Raw genomic sequence first — 25279 nt, forward strand, 5'->3', positions numbered from 1 at the left:
ATATAGTAACGTTACTGTACTTATAGTATAGCATACTTTTCATGGCTGTGCTTGATTTTTTGAGTAAAAAAGGCGGCAGAAAATTTCCGCCGCCTGCATATTCTCTATCCTGATGTGACAACAAGCACATCTCCCTCTTTGAGCCGCAATCTGCCGTTTGGGATAAGTATACGCCCCTGACGTTTTATCATTACTATCAGGCTGTCCTCTGACATTGTTATCTCGGATATCCTGTGACCGCACCACTCATGATGCTTATCAAGGTTCATTTCGCTTAGGACAAAATGGCTGTCGTCATAAAAGCCTGCCGCACTCAGCACAACAACGTCCCCTGCAAGTATCTGGGTTTTGCCTGTTGGTATTATCTTCTCTTTGTCACGGAGTATCATAACCACAAGCAGACCTCTCGGAAACGGTATATCCTTTATCTTCCGCCCCGCCCAATTGCTGTCCGGCTGAACTGAAAGCTTTATAAACTGCACTTCCGTTTCGTCGCTGTAGTCATTGAACGTTTTCATTACGTTCTCCTCATCGTCTATCATATCGAGCTTTTTAGCAAACAGCGGCAGAAGCGTACCCTGAATACCGATAGACATAAGCACGATACAGAAAACGATATGGAAAACGTCATTTTTCATATATGCGTCATCAACTGTCGCCATGATAGCGAAAACAATGGAGGTCGCTCCTCTTAGTCCTGCCCATGAGATAAGGGCTATCTGCTTCCACTTTGCACCGAAAGGCTTCATGATAACAGTAACAGCCGCAGGTCTTGCAACGAATGTAAGGAACAATGCTATCGCCGCCGCAGGAAGTATTATTGACGGCATTTGCGACGGGAATGCCAAAAGTCCAAGGAGGAAAAACAGCAATATCTGTGTGAAGCCCGTTATTCCGTCAAAGAAATGCACAAGGGCTGTTTTGCCTGATATTTTTGTGTTGCCCAGGACTATTCCCACAATGTAACAGCTAAGATAGCCGTTTCCGCCCACCGCCGAGGGCAGAGCATAAGAAAGAATAGCTATGGCAGTAACAAAGATAGCGTCAAAGCCTGCTGCGTCAAATCGCACACGTTTTATGAGATACACCGCACCCAAAGATATAAGCGCACCGAAGCCCACACCGAAGAACACCTGTGCAAGCAAGCTCACAACAAAGCCTCCTGCCGTCGCACCGCCTTTCATTACTGAAAGTATTATAACCGTGAGCATATAAGCCCAAGGGTCGTTGCTTCCGCTTTCAAGCTCCAGTATTGAAGCCGTACCGTATCGCAGGTTCAGCTTTTTGCTTCTAAGTACAGAGAACACCGAAGCGGCGTCTGTGGAGCTTATAACAGCGCCTATAAGCAGACTTTCCAGCCACTCAAAGCCCAGCACAAGCTTGCAGAATGCTCCAGTTGCAAAGGCTGTGAGCAAAACTCCTGCGGAAGCGAGTATAAGTGACTTGCCTGCCACCTTTTTGGCTTCGCTCCATTTCGTGCCGAAGCCTCCGTAGAAGATTATGAAAACAAGTCCCACCGAGCATATCTCCTCGGCAAATTTATAGTTATCGAACTCTATTTTAAAAAGCCCGTCAGAGCCGAACAACATTCCAAGGAGAATGAACGCCAGCAATGCAGGAAGTCCAAACTTGTCCGATATTTTATTGAAAAACACACAGCACAGCACTATCACAGAAGATAAAATGAGCATTGTGGTCAAGTATATCACTCCTTTCACAACAAACACATCGCATTTACTGCGATCTCATTTGTGTATCCGCACAATGTTGATCTACACAAATTCCGGATAATTCAAGCCTCGTCACTTCGATCGGGACGTCGAGGGCGCCGTCCCCTACAATTCAGAATTTATGGCAATTTCTGAACACGGGCTGTTCGCCCCTACATATAGATATGGCAGTTATTGTCTTATTATAAAAATAGCGCTTTGGGTATCTTCTACTCAAAGCGCCTTTGCTTGTGTAAATATTATAACATATTCACCCCTGTGCTGTCAACTTTTTGCCCACATCTTACGGAAATTTTACATTACCCCTTGACAATATCGAACATATGTGCTACAATCAATAGTGAAGCAGTATATCCAAATAAAAAACGCCTGCCTTTTACAGCAGACGTTCGCCTATTTATATCTCGGCTCTTTTATCCTTGTCCAAATTTTTATTTGTAGCAATCGGCAATATCTGAAATAGCGTCCTTTGCCATTTCCACTGCCCTTTCAGGTCCAAGCACCTTTGCCTGTGAGCCGAACTGGAAAAGCCAGCCCCAGAATGTTGGTGCGACCTGTACCTCCTCATTTATATAGAAGGTATTGTCGGAATTTTTGTGACATATGGTTTTCTCACCAAAACGATCCATTACAACATCTATGAGCTTATTGTCAAACTGCAATTGCAGCGTCATAAGCTCGCCGCCGTACATTCCGTAGATAGTCTGACGATTTGTGACCTCTGTCTTCTCCTCCTCGGAAAGCTCCCTCCTGGGGATATCTGTAACAGTGACCTGAGTCATTCTGTCAACTCTGTAGCGGCATATCTTTTCATGCTTTTCGCAATAGCACACAAGGTAATAGTTGTCATTTTCCCAAACCAGAGAATACGGTGAAACCGTATACACCTCGCCACCGTGGCGAAGCTGTTTGCGTTTTTCAACGGTGTATTCGTAATACTTGAAGTGTATCTCCAAGCCGCTGAAAATGCCCTCTTGTATGCTGTTTATAGCATAGTATATCTGCTCGTTGAAGGTCTTTGTCCTGTTTGACACATAGACCATTCGGCGCAGATCCTTTGCCTTGTGTTCAGATGTAAGTGATTGTATCTTCTTTAACAGCTCCTTCGATTTCTTCTGTGTAAGAAACCTGCTTGAAGCAACTGCATCTGCAAGAACATACAGCTCCTCGTCCTGAAACAGCCTTTGAGCAAGATAATAAGCGTTGGAGTGACCGTCCTTAGTTATCTCAATATCCATTCCGCTGTCGCAGAGGGTCTTGATATCGTCATAGATAGTCTTACGCTCAGCTTTTATGCCATAGTCGCCCAGGATCTCGATAAGCCTGTTTCCTGTAATGGTATGCTTTTCGTCTGTCTTGGTCTCAAAAAGCTTTTTCATGGTCAAAAGCTTCTGTTTCTGTCTGGAAACTCCTGTCACTTTATTTTATCCTCCCCGCTGCGTTTCATATCCGAAACCTTAATTCTTGAGCCGTCCGGCTCAATGATCGTCGTGGCTTCAAGCTGACCTGTCAGGTTAGCTATAACGCTTCTGCGATACTCATTTCTCAAAGCCTCACGCTCAGACTTCTCCTCTGGGGTAAGCTCTCTTTTTCTCGCAATAGCAGTAAGCTCAGACAATCTGTTAAGCTTTACTTTCTCCATAAATTTTTACACTTCTCCTTAAAGCTTCACACTGCCCTGTGTTTTTATTTTTATCCGCAGTATTCGGCTCAAAATAGAACGGGCAGCTTACACAATACCGCCCTTTTCATTCAAAAGATGTTCATATCGGCTTTTTCCTTTATTTATATTTATAAGTCCAACAAAACACCCTCAAACAAATTTGCAGATACATTATAACACATATTTCTTTAAATTGCAATGGTAAAATGCACAAACAGTCCGTTTAATTTCCCACAAATTAAACAAGAATTTTGAAAATTGTGTTTGTCCAAAAATTTGCCCACAATATATAGTGGGTAAAAAAATGGTCAGAAAACATCAAAAAAAAGATAAAGAAAGGATTTTTATGCAGCACACAAAGGTATCATACGAGCTTATACAAAACTATATCTCAAGTCCTCGTGTCACTGAGAAAGATAGTCCCGACCCTGCCTCTGCCATAGAAAACAGGCTCATGCGTGAGATAGTGCGGGAAAATTTGACGAAACGGCAGAAATGTTATATAATAATGTATTATACAAAGGGCATGACAATGCAGGAGATAGCCGACGCAGAGGGAGTTTCAAAATCCACAGTATCCAGGACTATCGGGCTTGCAAGAAAGCGAATATCCTGCGGTATGAAGCCTGCCATGCTCAAAAGCGCACTGAAAGGGAGATAGCATTGGACGCACCTGTGAATAAATTCGTTAGAGAATATGCAAAGTCAGGCATAGCGAGGTTTCATATGCCCGGTCACAAAGGGCAGAAATTTCACGGTCTTGAGGCTCTTGACATCACTGAAATAAAGGGTGCGGACTATCTTTTTGAAGCCGAGGGGATCATCGCACAGAGCGAAGCCAAAATGGCAAAATCCTATGGCAGCAGGCGGACTTTTTACTCTGCCGAGGGGTCGAGCCTTTGCATAAAGGCAATGCTTGGCATAGTATGTCGCAGTGGACAAGGAAAAAAGATAACTGTTGCCGCACCAAGAAACGTCCACAAGGCGTTTATAAACGCCTGTATACTCCTTGACATTGACGTTGAGTGGATATATCCAAAGGGCGAGTTTACGTCTATATGCGCAGGAAGCGTCACTCCCGAGGACGTTGAGGAGGTGCTGTCAAGGACAAAGGCAGATTGCGTTTATGTGACCTCACCTGACTATCTTGGCGATCTCAGCGACATAAAGGGCATGAGCGAGGTTTGCAGAAAATACGGCTTGCCTCTTCTTTGCGACAACGCTCACGGAGCTTATCTGAAGTTTCTCCCAGAAAGCCTGCACCCCATGGACTTGGGGGCTGATATGTGCTGTGACTCTGCTCACAAGACGCTTCCATGCTACACAGGGGGAGCAATGCTTCATATTTCAAATCACGCCCCTGCGAATTATGATGATTGCGCCAAAGAGATAATGTCAATGTTCGGCTCAACAAGCCCCTCCTATCTTATAATGGAGAGCCTTGACCTTTGCGCTGACTATGTGAATGGTGATTTTCCTCGTGACCTTGAACGCACTGTGGAAAGGGTAAAAGTCTGCAAAGATAGGATAACAGCTTTCGGCTGGCATACCATAGGCGAAGAGCCTATGAAGATAACCGTTGCCGCATACAAAAGCGGTATCACAGGTGACGACCTTGCAGACAGGCTGAGGGAATATGGCATCGAGCCTGAATACAGCGACACACAATATGTTGTGCTTATGCCGTCGCCTTTCAACAGCGAGGAGGACTTTTTGAAACTTGAAAAGGCGTTTTCAGAGATAAAACAGCCTAGGATAAGGCTTTTCAGTGACTTACCCGCTATACCCAAAGGGATAAAACGCATGGGTATAAGGCAGGCGGCTTTTTCGGCTCAGCACACCGTAAACGTGGAGGACGCCTGCGGTCTTATATGCGGAATGACCGTCACAAGCTGTCAGCCCTCTGTGCCTGTGGCAGTGAGCGGTGAGGAGATAACACCTCAGGTAATAAAAATTTTGAAAAACTATGGAATTGAACGCATAAATGTGCTATAATATAAGGTGTAGCTAAAAAAGCTATTATTACATCAAAATAACAGGAGGCAAAATCATGAAACTTGTCTATGCTATCGTAAACAGCGATGATACCTACGCTGTAAATAAAGGACTTCTGAAAGCCGGCATAAGAGCCACAAAGCTTTCTTCAACAGGCGGTTTTCTTATGTCAGGAAACACCACCTTTCTTATCTGCTGCCCTGATGAGCAGGTAGACCTTGTTATAGAGGTCTGCAAAAAGTATTCAAAGAAAAGAAAGCAGTTCGTTCCGTCATCAACTATCATGGAGCCTGACGGTGCGGCTTCATATCCTGTTGAGGTGGCTATCGGCGGCGCAACTATTTTCGTTACTGACATCGAGCGTTTCGAGAAAGTCTAAGGGATAGAAAATTTTCAGAAAGGGGTCTGAGGGCTTGATAATATACGGAAACAGCGAGCCTCGCAGGCTCGTATCTGAGATGATAAAAAAGAAACGAGAGCCGCACTCCATAATGATACACGGAGAAAAGGGGCTTGGTAAAAAGACCCTTGCACGCTGGATAGCGGCGGCACTCTTGTGCGAACGTCAGACAGGCGAGCCTTGCGGCATTTGCAGGACGTGCAGAATGATAGCCGACGGAGCTCACCCTGACGTTATGGTGGCAAAGGCAAACAGCAACGGCAACTATATCGTTGACGATTCTATCAGACCTATAGTTGCGGAAGCTCCCGTTGCACCGAACGAGGCGAGAATGAAAGTATACATAATTCCTGACCTTGACTTGTCGGTGAACACTGTTATTCAGGTGCAGAACATTCTGCTTAAAGTCATTGAAGAACCGCCTGAGCATACCGCTATAATACTTACGGCGAGGAGCAAGGAAATTTTTCTGCCTACCATAATCTCACGAGTGCTTTCCCTTGGCATGACCTCTGTCACGGAGGCGGAGAGCATGGAGTGTTTGCAGGAGAAATATCCTGCCGTTGCCCCTGCACTCATAAGCGAAGCTGTTTCAGCAGGGCGTGGAAACATCGGCAGATGTGTCGAGTATCTTGAACACTCCCAGTTTTTTGACAGCGTGAAGCTTGCAAGAGGTCTGTGCGACGCAATGTGCAGTGGAAACGAATATGACGTTTTGAAAACGCTATTTGTGGCAGACGGCAAAAAAACGTTGCTGAGAGAGGGGCTGAGCCTTTTTCAGGAGATACTCCGTGACAGTGCGGCATTCAGGCTCGGGGGAGAAAGCGAAAAGTCTGTGAGCTGTGCGAAAGAGGGTGCAAAGACGCTCAGCAGAAGCCTTTCCTCAGATCAGGCGGTCAGGCTTTACGATATAGTTTCTGACTACATAGGCAGGATAGACGCAAACTGCAACATAAGCCTGACTATAAACAGTCTGGCAGGACAGATATATTCTGTCACAGGAAAGTAGCTGACGGCAAAGCCGTGATATATATTTGAAAGGAAAAAGAGATGTTAAAAATAATCGGAGTACGCTTTAAAAGCGTTGGCAAGATATACTACTTCGACCCAAAAGACTATGACGTGAAAATGGGCGACAAAGTTATCGTTGAGACCGCAAGGGGCGTTGAATGTGGTGAAGTTGCGCTTGTGGACAGGGAAATAGACGAAACAAGATTCACAAACCCCGTAAAAGGCATTATAAGGCTTGCCACCCCTAACGATATGAAAACTATCGAAAAAAACAGACAAAAGGAAAAGGACGCTTTCAAGATATGCGAGCAGAAGATAGCCGCTCACAAGCTGAAAATGAATCTTATCGACGTTGAATGTACTTTTGACAACAACAAGCTTCTTTTCTATTTTACCGCCGAGAGCAGAGTTGACTTTCGTGAGCTTGTAAAAGACCTTGCCGCGGTATTCAGAACGAGGATAGAGCTTCGTCAGATAGGCGTTCGTGACGAGGCAAAAATGCTTGGGGGTCTTGGCATCTGCGGACAGCCTTTCTGCTGTTCAAGATTTTTGGGAGAGTTCCAGCCTGTTTCTATTAAAATGGCTAAGGAGCAGGGCTTGTCACTTAACCCTACAAAGATCTCAGGCACTTGCGGAAGACTTATGTGCTGTTTGAAATACGAGCAGGACAGCTATGAGGATCTTCTCAAGCACACACCAAAGGTGGGCGCTATCGTAAAAACGGCTGAGGGCAGAGGCGTTGTTGAGGAAGTAAATCTGCTCACAGGCAAGCTGAGAGTTAAAATGGATAAGAACGACAATGTTGTTGTGGTAAAGAAAGACGATATTGAGGTAATAAAGGATTCTGTTATAAGGCTCGACCGTGACGAGATAAAGGCTCTCAAGGGGCTTGAGGGCAAGTAATTTCAGCGCTTTGCACGAGCGATCACCGCAACATAAACGGGCTGTCGGGGGCGCCAGCCCCTACACAAAATCGGCGCAGCATTTTTATATATCAGCAAATCATCAGATAAATATGCAGAAAGGAACGTCCATATGGCAAAGGTGAAAACTTCGTATGTGTGCAGTCAATGCGGATATGAAACTTCAAAATGGAACGGCAAATGCCCTAACTGCGGCGAATGGAACACCTTTGAGGAGGTCGAGCTTGCGGTCAGGTCGGGCGGTGCAAAGTCTAAGCCCACGACTGTCAGGGATATTTCCGACAAGATAGTTGGCATAGACGACGTTGACGCAAGCTACAACGAGATACGTTATGCAACGGGGCTGAAAGAGCTTGACAGAGTGCTTGGGGGAGGGCTTGTGAAAGGCTCTCTGGTGCTTCTGGGCGGTGAACCGGGCATAGGAAAATCCACAATGCTTTTGCAGATATGTCAGTATTTAGGACAAGACCACACCATACTTTATGTATCGGGAGAGGAGTCTGTACGGCAGATAAAGCTTCGTGCAAACAGGCTTCATGTTGATTCTGAAAATCTGTATCTTCTTGCAGACAATGACTGCGAGCAGATATGCTCTGTGATAGTAAAAGAAAAGCCTGAGATAGTCATAATCGACTCTATCCAGACCATGAACATAAGCGGGATATCCTCTGCGCAGGGGTCTGTGACGCAGGTAAGAGAATGTACAAATATGTTCATGCGCACAGCAAAGTCGGAAGAGATACCAATGTTCATAGTAGGTCACGTCAACAAGGACGGTGCTATCGCAGGACCAAAGGTCATGGAACACATTGTTGACTGCGTGCTGTATTTTGAGGGTCAGCGAAATCTCACCTACAGGATACTGCGAGCCATAAAAAACCGTTTTGGCTCAACAAATGAGATAGGTATGTTTGAAATGGCTGACAGCGGTCTGCTGGAAGTTGAAAATCCCTCTATGATGTTTTTGGAGGGCAGACCGACAGACGCTTCGGGAACTTGCGTTGCCTGCATAATGGAGGGCACAAGACCTGTTATGGCGGAAGTTCAGGCACTTGTGTGCAAGAGCGTGCTTGCCTCCCCAAGACGTACTGCCACGGGCTTTGACTACTACAGAATGGCGATAATAATAGCTGTGCTTGAAAAGCGGCTTGGCTATTTTTTCGGTGGGCTGGACGTTTACATCAACATTGTAGGCGGATTAAAGCTTGATGACACTGCGGCTGACCTATCGGTGGCGTTGGCGCTTTATTCGGGGCTGACGGACAAGGTAATAAGCGACAAGCTTATCGCCCTTGGCGAGATAGGCTTAGGCGGAGAGCTCAGGAGCATTTCCCACTGTGAACAGCGCCTTGCGGAGTGCGAACGAATGGGCTTTGAAACTTGTATCGTTCCTGCACATTCGCTGAAAAGCGTTGACACAAGCAAGTTTTCAATGAAAATAATCGGTGTGCGCTCAATAAGAGAGGCGTTCAAAGCTATAGGCTGATAAGCTAATACAGAACAACACAAAACGGACGGAAGACCAATTCTTCCGCCCGTTATTTTTCTGTCTTATGTAGAAGCCGCACGCTCTCCCATAATATCGCTTCTGAGAAGCCCATAGATATTGAAGTCTGTATAGATGTTCACAAACTTTGCCTGACGCTTTGTTCCCTCACAGGTAAAGCCGCATTTTTCCATTACTCTGTTTGAAGCCACGTTCACCGTCATGACCTCAGCTTCAAGCCTTTGAACGCCTGTTTCCTCAAAGCAAAATCTGATCACACGCCTGAGAGCTTCGGTGACAAAACCCATGTTCTGATACGCCGCCGAGATACGATAGCCTATCATTGCCTGTCTGTCATTCTCGATATTGAACAGATTTACCTCCCCTGCCAACCTATGATTTTTCTTTAGCTCTATCCCCCAGCTTATATGATCCTTTTTGCCGTTGTTAAGAGTGCGTCCGAAAAAAAGCGACGGCTCTCTTTCCTGCCTTGTCATGTTTCTGCCCCAATATTTGTAAAGGTTCTCGTCAGCCATATAGGTTTTCATATCCTCTGCGTCAGTAGCGGTCTTCGCCCTGAGTATGAGTCTTTCTGTTTCCAGCACAGGAAAATGAGAAAAATAATAGTCCATATCCTGCAAAATAAACACTCTCCCCTGCTTATATAATAAAAATTCCCAAGTCTACTAAAATTATAACATAAAGCCTAGCAAAAATCAAGCGTTTTTAAGCGAAATACACAAAAAAGCAGAAAACGCCCCGAAACAAGTTCGGGACGCTCTCTGTTCTATAATCTGGAGAATTAGAAATCAACTTCTGTATCGTAGTAGCAGCACTTGAGGAGCTTTTCCATTTCTTCCTGTGAAGGCTGACGTGGGTTAGAACCTGTGCAAGCGTCTGCGATAGCGTTCTTAGCGATCTCAGGGAGTCTCTCAAGGAATACGTTCTCAGGAACGAATCCCTGCTCACATGGATAGCTGTCTGTACCATAGTTCTTGATGCAGTGAGGAATGTTGAGCTTATCATTCATGCCTCTTACATACTCGATGAGGAGCTTTACCTTCTCGTCATCGTTTGAACCGCCCAGGTGCATATAATCAGCGATAACGCCATATCTCTTCTTAGCTGTTTCGTCCTTAGCATTGAATGCGATTACCTTTGGCAGATACATTGCATTAGCTGCGCCGTGGATAATGTGTGCGCCATAGTCAGCGAAAGCTGCGCCTGTCTTATGAGCCATTGAGTGAACGATACCAAGCAGAGCGTTTGAGAATGCCATACCTGCAAGACACTGAGCGTCGTGCATTCTGTCTCTTGCACCCATATCACCGTTGTAAGAATCAATGAGATCCTTCTGGATCATTTCGATAGCGTGGATAGCAAGCGGATCTGTATATGCACAGTTTGCTGTTGAAACATAAGCTTCGATAGCGTGTGTCAGAGCGTCCATACCTGTATGAGCTGTCAGCTTCTGTGGCATTGTTTCTGCAAGGTCAGGGTCAACGATAGCTACATCTGGTGTGATCTCAAAGTCAGCGATAGGATACTTGATACCCTTGTCATAATCTGTGATGATAGAGAATGCTGTTACCTCAGTAGCTGTGCCTGATGTTGAAGAAATTGCGCAGAAGTGTGCTTTCTTTCTCAGCTCAGGGATACCGAATACCTTACACATATCTTCAAATGTGCAGTCAGGATACTCATACTTGATCCACATAGCCTTTGCAGCGTCGATAGGTGAGCCGCCGCCCATTGCTACGATCCAATCAGGCTCAAATTCGAGCATGACCTTTGCACCGTTCATAACTGTTGTTACAGAAGGGTCTGGCTCTACGCCCTCAAGAAGCTTAACTTCCATACCGGCCTCTTTCAGATAAGCTTCTGCCTTCTGGAGAAAACCATTTCTCTTCATTGAGCCGCCGCCGACTACGATGATAGCTTTCTTACCTTTCAGTGTTTTCAGGTTCTCCAATGCTCCCTTGCCGTGATAAAGGTCTCTTGGTAATGTAAATCTCATTTCTAATTCCTCCTATATGTAATGTAATAATGTGTTCAAAGAGGTTTGTGTAAATCTCACACAAATTCTCTCTTTGCTTGACTTTAATTATACAAAATGTCAATGAACTATTCTAACATAATCTATGAATATTCTATTAATTATTAACTTTTACATAGCATATATAAGTATGTGCATACAGCTAAATGTACATATGAATGTGTAAAACAGGTGAAAAAAATATCACAATTACATGAAAAATCACGATTTTGTTTGCACTATATGGAATTTTGCAGTGCTTATTTCGTTTTCTTTTGTTAATAAATTATACATTTATGAGTGTAGAGATATTCCTGTTTATGAAGATAAAAAAATTCATAAAAAATTTGCTTAAGCTATGGAAATATGCGAAAAAATGTGATATAATATACTAGTATTGTATTGTATCCTCCCACGATGGAGGAATAATAACAAGGAGGAAATTTAATATGAAAACAAAGGTCAACACAAAATCATTGGTGATACTGGGATTGATGACAGCTCTCACAATGATCTTCTCGTTCACTCCTATCGGTTCTATACCTATCGGACCGCTGGTAATTACTCTCAACGTAATTCCTATTGCCATAGCGGCTGTAACGGTAGGCCCTGTGGGAAGTGCAGTCATTGGAGGAGTTTTCGGACTGCTCAGCTTTTTGCAGTGCTTCGGAATAGGCGTGCCAAGCGGAATGGGTGCAGCACTTGTTGCGATCGATCCGGTCCTGGCTTTCGTTCAGCGATTTGTACCAAGACTTCTTGACGGCATTATCGTAGGATTTATTGCAAAAGGCATGAGCAAGGTAACAAACAATTATGTTTCATATGCTGTTACGGGCTTTTTTACTGCGTTTTTGAACACTGCGTTCTTTATGAGTGCGCTTGTTTTGCTTTTCGGCAACACCGATTATGTAAAAGAGCTTATGGGCGGAAAGAATATCATAGTATTCATCTGCACCTTTGTAGGCATAAACGCTCTGGTCGAAATGGCTGTATGTACATTTGTTACAGGTACAGTGGGTGCTGCACTTTATAAGGCAAGGTTCATACCCAGCAAAAACAAAGCGCAGGCATAAATTCACCGAAAGGATAACATACAAATGGTTTTAGCGGTCGATATAGGAAACACTAACATAGTAATGGGCTGTTTTGAAAGCGACAGAATACTTTTTGTTGAAAGACTTTCTACAAATCAGCAGTCCACGGCACTTGAATATGCCATAATGCTCAAGAACATTCTTGAGATACATTCTATAGATATGTCAGATTTCAGGGGCGGCATAATCTCATCGGTCGTGCCGTCTGTTACCCTCACGATGAAAGAGGCAATGGAGAGGCTTATCAAAAAGCGCATCATGGTGGTAGGACCCGGAATAAAGACGGGACTTAAGATAAATCTCGACAATCCCGCACAGCTTGGAAGCGACAGAGTTGCAGATGCAGTTGCGGCGATAAACCTCTACCCTGTGCCTATCATAATGATAGATATGGGCACTGCTACTACCATATCAGTAATAGACAAGGAAAAGAATTTCATAGGCGGAATGATAATACCGGGACTCAGAACTTCCCTCGACTCGCTTTCGGGCAAGGCTTCACAGCTTCCTTTCATCAGCCTTGTGCCGCCTAAAAAGGTCATAGGCACTAATACTATCGACTGTATGAAGAGCGGTATAATCCATAGCAACGCTGCAAGCATTGACGGCGTTATAGAGAGGATAGAAAACGAGCTTGGTGAAAAATGCACTGTGGTTTCCACAGGCGGTGTGGCAAAAATAATAGTTCCTTACTGCAAGCGTGACATCGTCATTGACGATGAGCTTCTGCTCAAAGGGCTTATGATAATCTACAATAAAAACAAACAATAATTTACAATACAATACACAAAGCGTCGGGTAGTTTATCCGACGCTTTTTTATGTCACTGTTTATATCCATAATAGACAAACAAACGGGCTTCAAACAGTTGCAAATGCCGAAAATGGAGCGTTTCTATTGCTTCCAGTGCTTTGTTATGGTACAATCATATGTGCAAAGTAAAACGTTTACATAAAACAGAAAGCAGGAAATATATGAACGCAAGAAAAATATTATGCCTTATGGCCGCAGTGCTTATGCTGTCAGGCTGTTCAAATGGTGTGGACGGTTCACAGGCTTCATCAAAAGCGGCTGAAAGCTCCGGCAAAGCGGACAGCAGTGTTTCAGACTATGATAATACCACCACCGAACCTGAAACAGACAAGCCTGAGTTTGACCTCAATGACAGCGTGATAGGTTTTTCACAGGAAAGCGGCTTTTATGGCAGCGGTTTCAGCCTTGAGCTTACCGCAAACGAGGGTGAGAAGATATACTACACCACTGACGGCACAGACCCCAGGACCTCTGCCACGAGAGAAGAATACACTGCCCCTATCGAGATAAAAGACAGAAGCAATGACCCTAATGTGGTTTCAGCCGTGCCGACAGAAATGATATCGGGAAATTTCAATGAGTTCAGCTTTGGCGAAGGGGATTTCTGGTGCAACAAAAAAGCACCTTCTGACAATGCGGTGGACAAATGCACTGTTATAAGAGCGTCAAGTGAAAAAAGCGACGGAAGCGTTTCACAAAGCTTCTCAGGCAGCTTTTACATAGGAAGCGCAGAGGAGCATATAAAAGGGCTTAAAGAAAGCTGTGAAGCGGCAGGGCATGACCTTGCGGTAATGAACATTACAATGGACTACGCTGACCTTTTCGACAGCAAGATCGGCATTTACGTCAAGGGAGATATTTTCAGCAAGGCACTTGAGGACTATAAAGCCAGCGGAGAAAGCATAGAAAACGAAACTGCAAGACAGCTTGACGCAAACTACAAACAGCGTGGCAAGGAATGGGAACGTGATTGTCACATCGAGCTTAACGAGATTTCAGCCGAGGGAAATGTGACGAACGCTTTGTCACAGGATTGCGGCATAAGGATACAGGGAAACTATTCACGCTCCGACCTGCAAAAGGGATTCAGGCTTTACGCCAGAAAGAAATATGGCGAAAAGAAGTTTAACTATGAGGTCTTTGAGGGGCTGAAAAACGCATCTGATGAAACTATCGACAGCTTTAAGACGCTTACTCTCCGTGCAGGTGGTAATTGTGCTTTTACGGCAAAATTCAATGACACCTATTGGCAGAGTCTTATGACAGAGCTTGACGGCTCAACAAAGGCTTCACGTCCATGCGTTGTTTATCTGAATGGCGAATACTGGGGACTTTATGTGCTGGAGGAGGACTATTCCGACAATTATTTTGAAAGCCACTACGGTGTGAACAAAGACGATGTGGTGGTCTACAAAGGCGACGCAGAAACCTATCAAAGCGGCTACAAGCTTGACGAGGGCAAGCTTCCAGAGGGAGAAACAGACGAGGGATATTTCTTCAAGGAGCTTACAGATTTCTTCGCTTCTCACAAAGACTTATCCACACAGACGGATTATGAGGAGTTCTCAAAGCTTGTTGACACCGACAGTGTGAGAGATTATTTCCTTGCAGAGGTTTGGATAAACAACAAGTGGGATTGGCCGGGCAAAAACTGGTCAATGTGGAAGGTGCAGAACACAGACAGTTCCAACGAATATGCAGACGGCAAATGGCGTTTCATGTTCTATGACGTTGAGTTCGGCGGAGTAAGCGGCGAGGGCGACGCATGGACGAACACCATGAAAGAGGATAACTACAAGCCAAAGGGACTGCTTGACACGGACACGAAAAATCCTGCGGTTCTGAGTTTTGCTTATCTTATGTCAAATGAAGATTTCAGGAACGATTTCAATGACAGGCTTTTAAAGATGTCTGAGGGTACGTTTGAAAAAGAAAAGGCACTTGATAGGCTCGCAGAATTTGAGAGCATATATTCCCCTCTTTATGAGCAGTTCTTTGCAAGATACCCAGAAACAGGCTCGGCTGAAGAAGCGCTTCATGGAGGATATGCTTCTTCAGATTGCATAAGGGCGTTCATTAACAAGCGTGATAAGTCTATCCAAAGTATTGTGGACTGGACTAATTCGCAGTTCTGATATTTCACAAACCAAAACGGCAGAACAGCATATGCTGAACTGCCGTTTTTATATGCTCTGATCTATGCCTCAGGAGCGTATGTGAAAGTTATTTCGAGAGTGTTTATCTTTCCTGCATAGTCAAGTATTGTTGGAGAAGCCTTTGAAAGGTCACCGCCTGCTATCCTTGCATCCTCAGGTGGTGTGGATACCCACTGATTTACAAGGTTCACTCTTGTGCAAAGCTGGTCGTCAGATGTGGTGTAGCCCTCCGCTATGGTTTCAACAGCTTCGCCGTTTATCTTTATCTCATCAATAGTTGCGATATAGTTCGGATAAAGCTTCTCACCGTTTGCGATACCCAGAGCCGAGAATGCAATGCCGTTGGCGTTGTTTGATGACATATCAAGGCTTACTGTGTAAGTTCCCTCACCGTCTATAACTGCGTTTTCTGCGATAACTCCGTCGCTCTTTGAAACCGGATCATATTCGTCACCAACGCTGTAGCATACGGAAAAATCTGCACTCTGATACATTATCCATGCCACCGCTGTGTTCTCGTCAGCCTGCGGTGCGGTATCATCTGTTAGCTTTTCAGGTGCAGCCGCAAGGGTTTCATCAAGCTTCTTTACAGCAGCGGCTCTTTCCTCCTCCACTGTCATCGAGGACTGGTTATCACGGCGTCTTTCATCAAATATCTTTGCCACAGTTTCATCACGCATTTTAAGTTCTGAACGTGAGAAGAAATCACTGCAATCCCAAAGGAATGGTGCAAAGCCGTAGGCGTCACAGTTGTCAAGGAGGTTGTCAATAAACTTGTCAGTGCCTTTCTTTAGGTCACCGCCGTTTGTAAGCACTGCATACTCGCCTATTATTATGCCATAGCCCTGCTCGGAATACTTTGTCATGTTCTTGAAAAGTCTGTTCTGCTCCTCATAGTCTGTCTTTGTTCCCCAATCTGAGCGACCCTTTGTTCCGCAATAATCCCAAGGGGTATAATAATGAACAGAAAGCAGGAGCTTATCCTTTGCGGTATCAGTTGGCATTTGGAACTTGTTTGAGCAGGTCATTGTGATATCGGTATTGTAGCCTGCGATAAGAAGAAAACGCTGTTCGTTGTTTCCGCCTGTTGCACGGACAGTGTCAACAAAGGTCTGATTTATCTTGTTGGCCATTTCATAGCACTCGGCTTTTGAAAGCGAGCCTGAGTTTTTGCACACGTCTGTGTCATTGAGTCTGTCACCAAGCTCTTCGTTTGCACCCTCAAATATAAGTCTGTCGGAGTATTTTTTATATCTGTTCGCTATCTGCGTCCACATGGACTTATACATTTCAAACGCCTTGTCAACGTCGCTCTGCTCGGAAGAGCCGAACATTCCCCACCAGCTTCCGTCCCAGTGGTCGTTTATGATAACATACATATCATTATCCAAAGCGTAGTTTATTATCTCCTCCACTCTGTCGAGATAGGCTTCATTTATGGTGTAATCGCCTTTTTCATACTCCATTGCGTTTGTCCATGCCACAGGCACACGGAGAGAGTCAAAGCCGCTTGCTTTCATGCCCTTTATCATTTCTTCCGTTGTGACAGGCTGACCCCAGAAAGTTTCAAAGCTTTCAGGGTCGGTGTCTGCGGAATAGCTTTTATGACCGTATGCCTCCATTGTGTTGCCAAGGTTTGTGCCGTTGCCCAGAAGTCTTGCAAGCTCGGTTGATGTAAGGTCTTTGTTTATACTTCCGTCATCAGAGGTCTTTGCGCCCTCCTCTGCCTTTGATGAAGAGCTGTCGCTTCCCTTTCCACAGCCTGCAAGCAGTGCAGTACAGCCCATGACCGCTGCAGTAAGAAGCGGGATAAGCCTAAACTTTTCCATGTCATTCCCTCCTATTTCATAAATACAAATTCTTCAAGTTCAAAAAGCGGCTTGTTTTTGAAATAATCTGCTATCCAATCGGCAAGTTCATCTGAAAAAGCTGTAGGCACAAAATAGATAGAATGTCTGCCTGTGAGTGACTTGACTACTCCTGTGTAAACTCCGTCGCCTGTGCCAATATCAACATAGCCTACAGGCTCGCTGTTCTCATAGTCATCAGCATAGACCGCCACCTTTGCAACAGTTCCCATGCCCCTGACTTTCAGGGCTATCTTCATGGTCTTTGAGGAAAAGTCCTCGCCAAAGTCAAAATACTTATAGCCTATAACATTACCCTCGGTGATGTTCACGATACTTCTTGTGAAGATGTCCTTTTCGGTGATAAAACAGCCGCCTTTCAGCACGCAGGCTATATCCGCAGGATAAGGCTTGAAAGGGTCAAGGCTGTCTTCAAAGCCAAGCGATGTCATTTCCACTGTCGGTATCGTTCCGTCAGGGAGAATCTCTATTTTCTCAACGCAGGCACGTCTTGACATTATGGTATTGTTTGTCATTCTGTGATAAAAAATATACCACTGACCATTTATGTTGCACACTGAGCCGTGGTCATTTCCGCCTGGGAAATCCACGCCGTTGTCTATTATATATCCACGATATTTGAACGGGCCTTGTGGCTTATCTGAGGTTGCATAGGCAAGCCTGCTTCCTACACATGGGGAATATATAAGATAGTATGTATCTCCGATTTTCCTCGGGGAGCTTGCCTCAAAGAAACGCTGTTCCTGCGGTGCGTTGTCGCTGTCATCAATGACCGCTCTTTTGTAGCTTCCCTTTTTAATGGTATACATATCCGCAGGGTCTATCTCGTTGAAGTTGGATTCTGTGAAGCCGTAATAAATATACACTCTGCCGTCATCATCAACGAGCACGCCTGCATCATTATAAATGCCGTCATCGCCTGCGTCCTCAGGGTCATATTTATACTGAGAAAGGAGCTTGAAAGGACCTTCGGGCTTATCGGACACGCCAACAACGCCCTTTGAGCCGACTATATAGGCGTAGAGATAATACCTGCCGTCTTTTTCTATAACGTCCGGAGCGAACAGCTTGCGGTCGGTCATTCCCTCGGTATCGGACTTATGGTCACGGTCATCACGGGTATGGAAGCTGTGTCCGTGGCAGACCCAATTGTTAAGGTCATCAAGTGGTGCAGACCAGACTTTCAGTTTATAGTCGCAAAAGTCGCTTTGAGCGGCTCTGTCATGTGAGCCATAAAGATAAACTCTGTCGCCGAAAACTCTCGGCTCGCCGTCAGGGATATACTCCCATGCAGGCAAAATGGGGTTTGGCATGAAAATTTCCTCCTATGTTTTTTCATAACTTGTTTTATCATAAGATAATTATAGATCATACTATTATTATTTTCAATATCCTAACACGCTGTCAGAGGTGAAAATTTGTGCAAAATGTAAAATCGTGCAGACTGTCCAAAGGTGCAAAAAAGCCCGTTTGCGACGGCTTCCGACCTTGACAAAAGAGGGCAAATCGTGTATAATATTAAGTTGATAGTACCCGTATAAAATTATATTGATATAGGAGTGTTTAATTATGGCAGCTATTTCTAAGACTGTTTCAAAAGCAGGTTATGCTAAATTGCAGGAGGAACTTGAATACCTCATTACAGTAAAAAGACGTGAAGTCGCTCAGAAGCTTAAAGAAGCACGTTCTTTCGGAGACCTTTCCGAGAATGCTGAGTACGACGAGGCTAAGAACGAGCAGGCTATCCTTGAATCAAAGATCAATGAGTTAGAGCTTCTCATTTCAAACGCAACTGTCGTTGAGGACGATGATATTTCTGTAAACGAGATAGGCGTAGGCTCTATCATCAAGATAAAGGATATCGAGCTTGACGAGATCGAGGATCTTCAGATAGTAGGTTCAACTGAGTCTGACCCTGACAACGGCAAGATCTCTGACGAGTCACCTATAGGCAAGGCTGCACTCAAGCACAAGGTAGGCGACATTTTCGAGGCTGAAACACCTGCCGGTCTGCTGAAATTCGAGGTCATCGACATTTCAAAGTAACAGACCACTTACAAAACACACGGAAAGGAAAATATAAATGAGCGAGGAAAACCGCACAAACGCTCCTGAGGAAGAGCTTACTCAGGAGGACATAAACAGCTTAAAGAAGATAAGAATGGACAAGCTTGAAGAGCTGAAAGCCAAGGGCAAGAATCCATTTGAGATAACAAAGTATGACGTTACGGCAAGCTGTGCCGAGGCTAAAGCACAGTATGAAAAGCTTGAGGCTGAGCTTAAGGAGCAGGCAGGCGAAGACGAGGAAAAGCTCAAGGAGCTTCTTGAGGCAAACCGCATAACAGTAAGCGTTGCAGGCAGAGTAATGTCAAGACGTCTTATGGGCAAAGCAAGCTTTTTTGACCTGAGAGATAAAAGCGACAAGGTTCAGGTCTATCTGAGAATGAACGAGATCGGCAAGGAAGAATTTGACGATTACAAGAAGGGCGATATCGGTGATATCGTTGGCATTGAGGGCTTTGTATTCAGAACAAAAATGGGTGAGATATCAATTCACGCTCAGAAGTTCGTACTGCTTTCAAAGTCGCTTCTGCCTTTGCCTGAGAAGTGGCATGGTCTGAAGGATCAGGACACTAGATACAGACAGAGATACACAGACCTTATATGCAATCCTGAGGTAAAGGAAACATTTATAAAGAGGTCGCAGATAATTTCATCTATCAGAAGATATCTTGACGGACAGGGCTTCATGGAAGTTGAAACTCCAATGCTGGTATCTAATGCAGGCGGAGCTGCTGCAAGACCATTTGAGACACACTACAACGCACTTGGCGAGGACGTTAAGCTTAGAATTTCTCTGGAGCTTTATCTGAAAAGACTTATTGTCGGCGGACTTGAAAGAGTATACGAGATAGGCAGAGTATTCAGAAACGAGGGTGTTGACGCAAGACACAATCCTGAGTTCACTCTTATGGAGCTTTATCAGGCATACACTGATTACTACGGCATGATGGATCTGACTGAGAATATGTTCAGGCACGTTGCTCAGGAGGTATGCGGCACAACTTGTGTACCATACGGTGACGTAATGATCGACCTTGGCAAGCCGTTTGAGAGAATGACAATGATCGACGCAGTTAAGAAGTATTCTGGTGTTGATTTCTCACAGGTAGCCACAACAGAAGAAGCAAAAGCACTTGCAGACGAGCGTCACATTGAATACGAGGCAAGGCACAAGAGGGGCGACATACTCAACCTGTTCTTTGAGGAATATGTTGAGGAGCATCTTATTCAGCCTACATTCATAATGGATCACCCTATCGAGATTTCTCCACTTACAAAGAAGAAGCCTGAGAATCCTGATTATGTAGAAAGATTTGAGCTTTTCATCACAGGCAGAGAGATGTGCAACGCATACTCAGAGCTGAACGATCCGATAGATCAGCGTGAGAGATTTGCGGCACAGGAAGAGGCATTGAAGCAGGGTGATGAGGAAGCAAACCACACAGACGAGGACTTCCTGAGAGCTTTGGAGATAGGCATGCCACCTACAGGCGGAATTGGTTACGGCATTGACAGACTTGTTATGCTGCTGACTAACTCACCGGCTATTAGAGATGTGCTGTTGTTCCCTACAATGAAGACGTTGGAGTAAGAAAGTGTCGTAATTACGGGCTTTTCGGTGCATTTAGGTCACATTATTTTGCACCAATGCACCAAATCTGCACCATTTTCATGAGGTGCAGCGTAAAGATATGATAAGTTATCACCGATATGGCTTTGTGGCTGTGTCGGTGATTTATTTATGTAAATATGGTCGAACTATTGATTTATTTGTAAAAAAATGATATAATTGTTCTGAGGTAACCCGTCTGTAATAAAAATGTTGTTATTTTGATTTGATAAGGAGGAAAAATAATGTATGCAGTAAATACATATGAGCAGATCGAACGTCAGGAAAGAGAATTGAATGAGAATCATATTATTATTTTACTTTTTGTTAGACCAACTTCAGTAGGTGCCCAAGAGATCATAAACGAATTCTCATATCTTCATCATGATTCAAGGGAATACTGCTCAATTTATGCGGTTGGATATACCGATGGTCCAAATGAATTTGGATATTCTCGTAAGGTTGAGGGTGTAGATGGTGTAGCATGGTACTATAGCGATAAGGAATTTATTGACTTTAAAGAGAAACTTGGAAAACGAATAAAATGGAGATATAGTGGAGAAAATGAACTAATAGTTTTACAAAGTAATATAGATGGGAAAAATATATTGAACTTTCAAAATTATGTAGCTATTAATATAAGCGAAGGTTTAAGACAGGAATATATCTGTTCTTATCAGAATTTTATGGAAAGTCTTATCGAAAGTTCAAAATCAGAAGTAGAGGCTTCAACCGCAATCAACAGAGCAACAAGATTAAGCATAAAAAAAGTAGCTATTGAATCTTTAAGGAGTATAAAGAGAATTCCTGCACCAATAGAAAAGGTAATCGAGAATAAGATCTTTTATAAAACGGCACATAATCATTTATAAAACGTTGTTTTTTACACATGAAAATTTCAGCAAAAAAATACCGATATGAATCCAAAATAGATCGTATCGGTATTTTTCTATCACTCATCTGACTTTTCAAAACTGCCACCATTAGAGATAAGCCTATCCAGCTCTCTAAATTCCTGCTGTTTGAAATCCTTTGTGGCGTCGGTGTAGACGTTCATTGTCGTATCAAAATCTGCGTGACCTAAAACATCTTGTATGACCTTGATGTTTACGCCCGACTCGCAAAGACGTGTTGCGAAGGTATGACGGAGAATGTGACAACTGAAATTCGGTAGGAGCGTGACATCGGCGTTCTTTGGATTATTCGCAAGCTGCTCACGATTGCAGTCGGCTATCATTCTTTTCAATGCACGATTCAGAGTGCTTTGATTATGCACGTTCCCATAGCGATTTGTGAAAATAAAGTCGCTGTACCCATCGATGACAACATCGCATTTTATCCCTGCTTCCTGCTGGAACTTTCGCTCTTGCTCAAAAGCCGCCTTTACTCCTGAAAGCATAGGTATAGTTCTTTCACCTGAACGAGTTTTCGGCGTATGGATATTGTAATGACAGCCGTTCTCACTATGGTTGAAGTAGACTAAGGTATGGTCAACAGTTATCAAATCATTCTCAAGATTAACGTCCTGCCAGCGCAATCCTGTTATCTCACCAACTCGCATTCCTGTGTTCAACATTATGTAGAAAATAGGATACCAATGATTACACTGAGGGTACTTCAGCATATAGTCGATGAATAACTGTTGTTCTGCAAGAGTTAGCGAGATACGTTTCTCAGTATGTTGTTTGCTCTCAAGTTTCAAATGCCTGAGTGCGTTATCAGAAGGGTTGTTCATCAGAAAATTATTTTGCACGGCAAAGTCAAGCACCTGATGAACTACGGTATGGATATTATCTACAGTGTTAGGTTTTAGCCCTTTTACCTCGACAAGCTCGTTGTAGAAACCGAGTATATCCGCATAGCGTATGCTCATTATCTTGTATCCGCCCAGCTCGTCACGGACAAAAGTATTGTACATATAAAGATAATTCTGATATGTATTTTCTTTAAGACCCTTTTTAAGCGAAAACCACGAGCCTGCCAGTTGGTCGAGAGTCGTATTCATAGAGTCCACTCGGATACCATAAGCTTTGTTAGTTTCAACCGTCTCCTCTTTTTGGCGAAGCTCGTCCAACGTTTTCGCATAAATATAAACTCGTTTTCCGCTGCGTGACTGATAACGGTATCTGTAAGTGCCGTTTGCTAGCTCAGATTCGCCTTTTTTAAGTCTTTTTCCTTTTGAATATCTGACCTTATTCTGCATTGCTATTTCCTCCTTATAAAAACGAATATCTAAATTCTGCTGAAATTTAGCTTTGGTTATATGATTCAGATAGAATAAGCTCTCGCCATATACTCGTCAAATTGCCTGCGCTTGATAAGCCTTTTGTTCCCCACCCACAAAACGAACGGACAGCGTTCGTCCGCCGTGAGTTCTCTCAGCTTGTGCTGACCGATGTTTGAATAAACGGCGGCTTCCTCGATAGTGAGGTTTTGCTTTTGAAATATAGGGACGTTGAGTTCCCTTTCTCTGACCATATCCATAATTGCTTACCTCCTTGGTATCTTGAAAATAATGTATTAGTGTAAAATAAGACTTTGCTCCTTTTTATGGGCGTTGTTCGACTTTCTTTCTATTCTTTAGAAAACTGCAGTTAGTATGGAGTTAATAAGGCTCTTGGTCATCTATGTTTTCAAAACAGTCGTTCGAGTTATCTCCCCAACTGCCATAATCAGACGAACTTGAAGAACCATCCCACCAATAATGCACTTCGTCTGCCGATATATTGGCGATCTCAGCCTGACATTCTTTCAATCTCTGCAAGTATAGCTGATAATATTTTCTGCTCTTGTCCTCTGAAATAGTAGATGTGTACTCGCCACCGATAACTTTGAGCAGGCCATAATATCTTAACTGCGCCGACACTTTTTGCTTGCTGGGCACTACCTCAAGCTCTAATCTGGTTTTCAGCCAATTTGTCAAAACGTCAGCCTCAACGCAAAGGTAAGAGCCGTCAAAATAAAAGACGTATCGTTGCAGATATTTGTTTTTTCTTGCTTTTTTCGCTTCTTTGGAATATTCAGCAAAATCGGCGGACACAATGTCCTCTTGGTATATTCCGAGAAGTATCTCGTCGATAAATTCTCTGCCTATCTTATTATCATCTGTCAAACAATGGTCTATCGTGTCGTTGATACAGTTTTCTATCGAGGTCTTGCATATGTTAGATAAGTCTTTGATATGCTCGTCCGAAAGATCGTGCTGTTCTTTGAGGTAGCGTTTAAAAATATCCAGCGTGATACAAAGTATCTGATAGGTACGCATTATCCGCTTTAGCTTGCCGCTATTTTCATTGCCGATATTGCTATTATCGTTCTTGCTTTTGTAATACGCTGATTCATCGGATATTTTTTCATAATTCCGACACAGCCACAAGATGAAGTCTTTTAGAAACGCAATGTACCTTCCGTGCTCTTTTTTCAACAGAGTAAGTTCATCGCTGTCAAAGGCGTTTTCAAGCTGGACTAGCAGACACCTGTTTATGGTGCTGTTGTTTTTGATGACATATTCTGCTGTGACGATAGCTATGTTGTCGAGTTTCACCTCGATGTCTTTGTAGTGGCAGTTGCCGCTGCTTTGATTCATTTGTATAAAGTCGCAGAGCTTTGCTTCGTTGGAATTTCTTATCCTCGATGATACCGTGCGATTCAGGTCGTCGATAACTATCAATGAATCTTTCAGCTTTGCGGCTTTCTTGATCGCATATTTATCGCTGGACAATGAAACGATGTTGTCGTGATCTTCAAAAATATCACTGAGCAGCTTTGAAAATTCCGTTTTGCCAAGCCCTGAATCGGCGTAAATGTATATGGTAAAACCATATTCGTCCAGCTCGTTCTCAAACATCGGCTTGACATAAGCAACTAAGGACGCTATGAATGCCGCCGGCGGGAATGATGATGAATTTATAAGCTTGTCAAGATATGAAGTAAAGTCGCCGCTGTTATCGCTTTTCTTTAGCTTTATAGTGCTTTCAGAGATAACAGGGTCTTCGTCGGAAACATTGACTACTTCGTTGCCTAAGCCGAAAACGATCTTGCCGTTTGGCAGTTTCAGATAGCCTTGGTCTATGGCATAGTTCTCTGCCGGTGTTTGACCGAATACGCTCAGTTTCACTACCGATGATATGAATTTAGAAAACAGGTTGTCGCTGCAAAGTGCGTATATTTGATAGTCGAAAAAGATGTCTAAAGCCTTTCCCTCTATCGCAAGTGCTAGCGGACAATCGAAACTATACGTCTTATCCTGCTCAGCAAGCTTGATGTGAAATCTGACGTACTTAGTACAATTGTGCTGGGTATTGATAGTGGAATAAAACTCTAATTGCGTTATCGACCATTCCGTTATCTTGCCTTTTGAGTTGTAATAACAGCCGTCTTTCAGTATATACTCCTGCGGCAATTTTGGAGTTAATAATAAAGTTTTCATAAG

The 25279-nt window shown here is 43.8% G+C and carries 22 protein-coding genes; 12 read left to right on the forward strand and 10 right to left on the reverse strand.

The genetic code is table 11. The features are described from left to right. Positions 1–104 precede the first annotated feature (104 nt). The 3 genes from AB5627_RS04495 to AB5627_RS04505 all read right to left on the reverse strand — a co-directional run bounded on the left by AB5627_RS04495 (position 105) and on the right by AB5627_RS04505 (position 3372). Complete coding sequence (locus tag AB5627_RS04495) at positions 105–1691, reverse strand: potassium/proton antiporter (RefSeq protein ID WP_288177888.1); 1587 nt, start codon at positions 1689–1691, stop codon at positions 105–107. Between the two features lie 470 nt (positions 1692–2161). Beyond that, positions 2162–3148 carry a YafY family protein gene (locus tag AB5627_RS04500; protein ID WP_022287891.1) on the reverse strand — a complete coding sequence of 329 codons (987 nt, stop codon included), beginning with the start codon at positions 3146–3148 and terminating at the stop codon, positions 2162–2164. After that, positions 3145–3372 (reverse strand): DUF896 domain-containing protein, encoded by a 228-nt coding sequence (locus tag AB5627_RS04505; RefSeq protein ID WP_022287892.1) that lies wholly within the window; start codon positions 3370–3372, stop codon positions 3145–3147. The genes AB5627_RS04500 and AB5627_RS04505 overlap by 4 nt, the downstream gene beginning before the upstream one ends. A gap of 367 nt (positions 3373–3739) precedes the next feature. Between AB5627_RS04505 and AB5627_RS04510 the strand changes: the two genes are divergently transcribed. From AB5627_RS04510 to radA, 6 genes are all read left to right on the forward strand, one after another. Next, entirely contained in the window at positions 3740–4054 is a 315-nt protein-coding gene (locus tag AB5627_RS04510; RefSeq protein WP_022287893.1) for a sigma factor-like helix-turn-helix DNA-binding protein, read from the forward strand. Between the two features lie 14 nt (positions 4055–4068). Next, entirely contained in the window at positions 4069–5388 is a 1320-nt protein-coding gene (locus tag AB5627_RS04515; RefSeq protein ID WP_288177885.1) for a PLP-dependent transferase, read from the forward strand. Positions 5389–5443: 55 nt separating this feature from the next. Then, entirely contained in the window at positions 5444–5767 is a 324-nt protein-coding gene (locus AB5627_RS04520; RefSeq protein ID WP_022287895.1) for a cyclic-di-AMP receptor, read from the forward strand. A gap of 34 nt (positions 5768–5801) precedes the next feature. Continuing rightward, positions 5802–6797, forward strand: coding sequence for a hypothetical protein (locus AB5627_RS04525; protein WP_265290694.1), 996 nt, complete (start codon positions 5802–5804; stop codon positions 6795–6797). A 41-nt stretch (positions 6798–6838) separates the two neighbouring features. Then, positions 6839–7702, forward strand: a complete 864-nt coding sequence (locus tag AB5627_RS04530; RefSeq protein ID WP_022287897.1) for a stage 0 sporulation family protein — start codon at positions 6839–6841, stop codon at positions 7700–7702. A 132-nt stretch (positions 7703–7834) separates the two neighbouring features. Then, a complete protein-coding gene (gene radA, locus AB5627_RS04535) occupies positions 7835–9208 on the forward strand; it encodes a DNA repair protein RadA (RefSeq protein ID WP_022287898.1) in 1374 nt (457 codons plus the stop codon). 65 nt (positions 9209–9273) lie between these two features. Here the strand turns inward: radA and AB5627_RS04540 are convergent, their stop codons facing one another. Beyond that, positions 9274–9840 (reverse strand): GNAT family N-acetyltransferase, encoded by a 567-nt coding sequence (locus AB5627_RS04540; RefSeq protein WP_038673306.1) that lies wholly within the window; start codon positions 9838–9840, stop codon positions 9274–9276. Positions 9841–10010: 170 nt separating this feature from the next. After that, positions 10011–11225: an iron-containing alcohol dehydrogenase gene (locus AB5627_RS04545; RefSeq protein WP_022287900.1), complete on the reverse strand. Its 1215-nt coding sequence runs from the start codon at positions 11223–11225 to the stop codon at positions 10011–10013. A 467-nt stretch (positions 11226–11692) separates the two neighbouring features. Between AB5627_RS04545 and AB5627_RS04550 the strand changes: the two genes are divergently transcribed. The 3 genes from AB5627_RS04550 (at position 11693) to AB5627_RS04560 (ending at position 15285) form a co-directional block, all read left to right on the forward strand. Further along, positions 11693–12316 carry an ECF transporter S component gene (locus tag AB5627_RS04550; protein WP_038672095.1) on the forward strand — a complete coding sequence of 208 codons (624 nt, stop codon included), beginning with the start codon at positions 11693–11695 and terminating at the stop codon, positions 12314–12316. A gap of 24 nt (positions 12317–12340) precedes the next feature. Next, positions 12341–13108 (forward strand): type III pantothenate kinase, encoded by a 768-nt coding sequence (locus tag AB5627_RS04555; RefSeq protein ID WP_022287902.1) that lies wholly within the window; start codon positions 12341–12343, stop codon positions 13106–13108. Between the two features lie 203 nt (positions 13109–13311). Next, positions 13312–15285, forward strand: a complete 1974-nt coding sequence (locus AB5627_RS04560; protein WP_265290695.1) for a CotH kinase family protein — start codon at positions 13312–13314, stop codon at positions 15283–15285. A gap of 62 nt (positions 15286–15347) precedes the next feature. Here AB5627_RS04560 and AB5627_RS04565 read toward each other — a convergent pair whose 3' ends face one another. Next, on the reverse strand, positions 15348–17135 hold the full coding sequence (locus tag AB5627_RS04565) for a glycoside hydrolase family 5 protein (RefSeq protein ID WP_265290696.1): 1788 nt from the start codon (positions 17133–17135) through the stop codon (positions 15348–15350). Between the two features lie 11 nt (positions 17136–17146). After that, positions 17147–18487: a family 43 glycosylhydrolase gene (locus AB5627_RS04570; RefSeq protein WP_022287905.1), complete on the reverse strand. Its 1341-nt coding sequence runs from the start codon at positions 18485–18487 to the stop codon at positions 17147–17149. Between the two features lie 256 nt (positions 18488–18743). Here AB5627_RS04570 and greA point away from each other — a divergent pair, with 256 nt between their 5' ends. From greA to AB5627_RS04585, 3 genes are all read left to right on the forward strand, one after another. Beyond that, positions 18744–19220, forward strand: coding sequence for a transcription elongation factor GreA (gene greA / locus AB5627_RS04575; protein WP_022287906.1), 477 nt, complete (start codon positions 18744–18746; stop codon positions 19218–19220). A gap of 37 nt (positions 19221–19257) precedes the next feature. Then, positions 19258–20829, forward strand: coding sequence for a lysine--tRNA ligase (gene lysS, locus AB5627_RS04580; protein WP_022287907.1), 1572 nt, complete (start codon positions 19258–19260; stop codon positions 20827–20829). Between the two features lie 263 nt (positions 20830–21092). Continuing rightward, positions 21093–21719: a hypothetical protein gene (locus tag AB5627_RS04585; protein ID WP_265290697.1), complete on the forward strand. Its 627-nt coding sequence runs from the start codon at positions 21093–21095 to the stop codon at positions 21717–21719. Between the two features lie 80 nt (positions 21720–21799). Here AB5627_RS04585 and AB5627_RS04590 read toward each other — a convergent pair whose 3' ends face one another. From AB5627_RS04590 to AB5627_RS04600, 3 genes are all read right to left on the reverse strand, one after another. After that, positions 21800–23050: a tyrosine-type recombinase/integrase gene (locus AB5627_RS04590; protein ID WP_195221030.1), complete on the reverse strand. Its 1251-nt coding sequence runs from the start codon at positions 23048–23050 to the stop codon at positions 21800–21802. Between the two features lie 65 nt (positions 23051–23115). Continuing rightward, entirely contained in the window at positions 23116–23325 is a 210-nt protein-coding gene (locus AB5627_RS04595) for an excisionase (RefSeq protein ID WP_117876691.1), read from the reverse strand. 127 nt (positions 23326–23452) lie between these two features. Beyond that, a complete protein-coding gene (locus tag AB5627_RS04600; RefSeq protein ID WP_265290698.1) occupies positions 23453–25276 on the reverse strand; it encodes a hypothetical protein in 1824 nt (607 codons plus the stop codon). Between the last annotated feature and the right edge of the window lie 3 nt (positions 25277–25279).

Origin of the sequence: Ruminococcus sp. RTP21198st1_G1_RTP21198_201120, assembly GCF_040924265.1 — a bacterium.
Lineage (GTDB): Bacteria > Bacillota > Clostridia > Oscillospirales > Ruminococcaceae > Hominimerdicola > Hominimerdicola aceti.

Coding starts and splice junctions, on each gene's coding strand:
- AB5627_RS04495 (WP_288177888.1), bottom strand. CDS start 1,691: ATGCTCATTTTATCTTCTGTGATAGTGCTGTGCTGTGTGTTTTTCAAT.
- AB5627_RS04505 (WP_022287892.1), bottom strand. CDS start 3,372: ATGGAGAAAGTAAAGCTTAACAGATTGTCTGAGCTTACTGCTATTGCG.
- AB5627_RS04510 (WP_022287893.1), top strand. CDS start 3,740: ATGCAGCACACAAAGGTATCATACGAGCTTATACAAAACTATATCTCA.
- AB5627_RS04520 (WP_022287895.1), top strand. CDS start 5,444: ATGAAACTTGTCTATGCTATCGTAAACAGCGATGATACCTACGCTGTA.
- AB5627_RS04530 (WP_022287897.1), top strand. CDS start 6,839: ATGTTAAAAATAATCGGAGTACGCTTTAAAAGCGTTGGCAAGATATAC.
- radA (WP_022287898.1), top strand. CDS start 7,835: ATGGCAAAGGTGAAAACTTCGTATGTGTGCAGTCAATGCGGATATGAA.
- AB5627_RS04540 (WP_038673306.1), bottom strand. CDS start 9,840: ATGGACTATTATTTTTCTCATTTTCCTGTGCTGGAAACAGAAAGACTC.
- AB5627_RS04545 (WP_022287900.1), bottom strand. CDS start 11,225: ATGAGATTTACATTACCAAGAGACCTTTATCACGGCAAGGGAGCATTG.
- AB5627_RS04550 (WP_038672095.1), top strand. CDS start 11,693: ATGAAAACAAAGGTCAACACAAAATCATTGGTGATACTGGGATTGATG.
- AB5627_RS04555 (WP_022287902.1), top strand. CDS start 12,341: ATGGTTTTAGCGGTCGATATAGGAAACACTAACATAGTAATGGGCTGT.
- AB5627_RS04560 (WP_265290695.1), top strand. CDS start 13,312: ATGAACGCAAGAAAAATATTATGCCTTATGGCCGCAGTGCTTATGCTG.
- AB5627_RS04565 (WP_265290696.1), bottom strand. CDS start 17,135: ATGGAAAAGTTTAGGCTTATCCCGCTTCTTACTGCAGCGGTCATGGGC.
- AB5627_RS04570 (WP_022287905.1), bottom strand. CDS start 18,487: ATGCCAAACCCCATTTTGCCTGCATGGGAGTATATCCCTGACGGCGAG.
- greA (WP_022287906.1), top strand. CDS start 18,744: ATGGCAGCTATTTCTAAGACTGTTTCAAAAGCAGGTTATGCTAAATTG.
- lysS (WP_022287907.1), top strand. CDS start 19,258: ATGAGCGAGGAAAACCGCACAAACGCTCCTGAGGAAGAGCTTACTCAG.
- AB5627_RS04585 (WP_265290697.1), top strand. CDS start 21,093: ATGTATGCAGTAAATACATATGAGCAGATCGAACGTCAGGAAAGAGAA.
- AB5627_RS04590 (WP_195221030.1), bottom strand. CDS start 23,050: ATGCAGAATAAGGTCAGATATTCAAAAGGAAAAAGACTTAAAAAAGGC.
- AB5627_RS04595 (WP_117876691.1), bottom strand. CDS start 23,325: ATGGTCAGAGAAAGGGAACTCAACGTCCCTATATTTCAAAAGCAAAAC.
- AB5627_RS04600 (WP_265290698.1), bottom strand. CDS start 25,276: ATGAAAACTTTATTATTAACTCCAAAATTGCCGCAGGAGTATATACTG.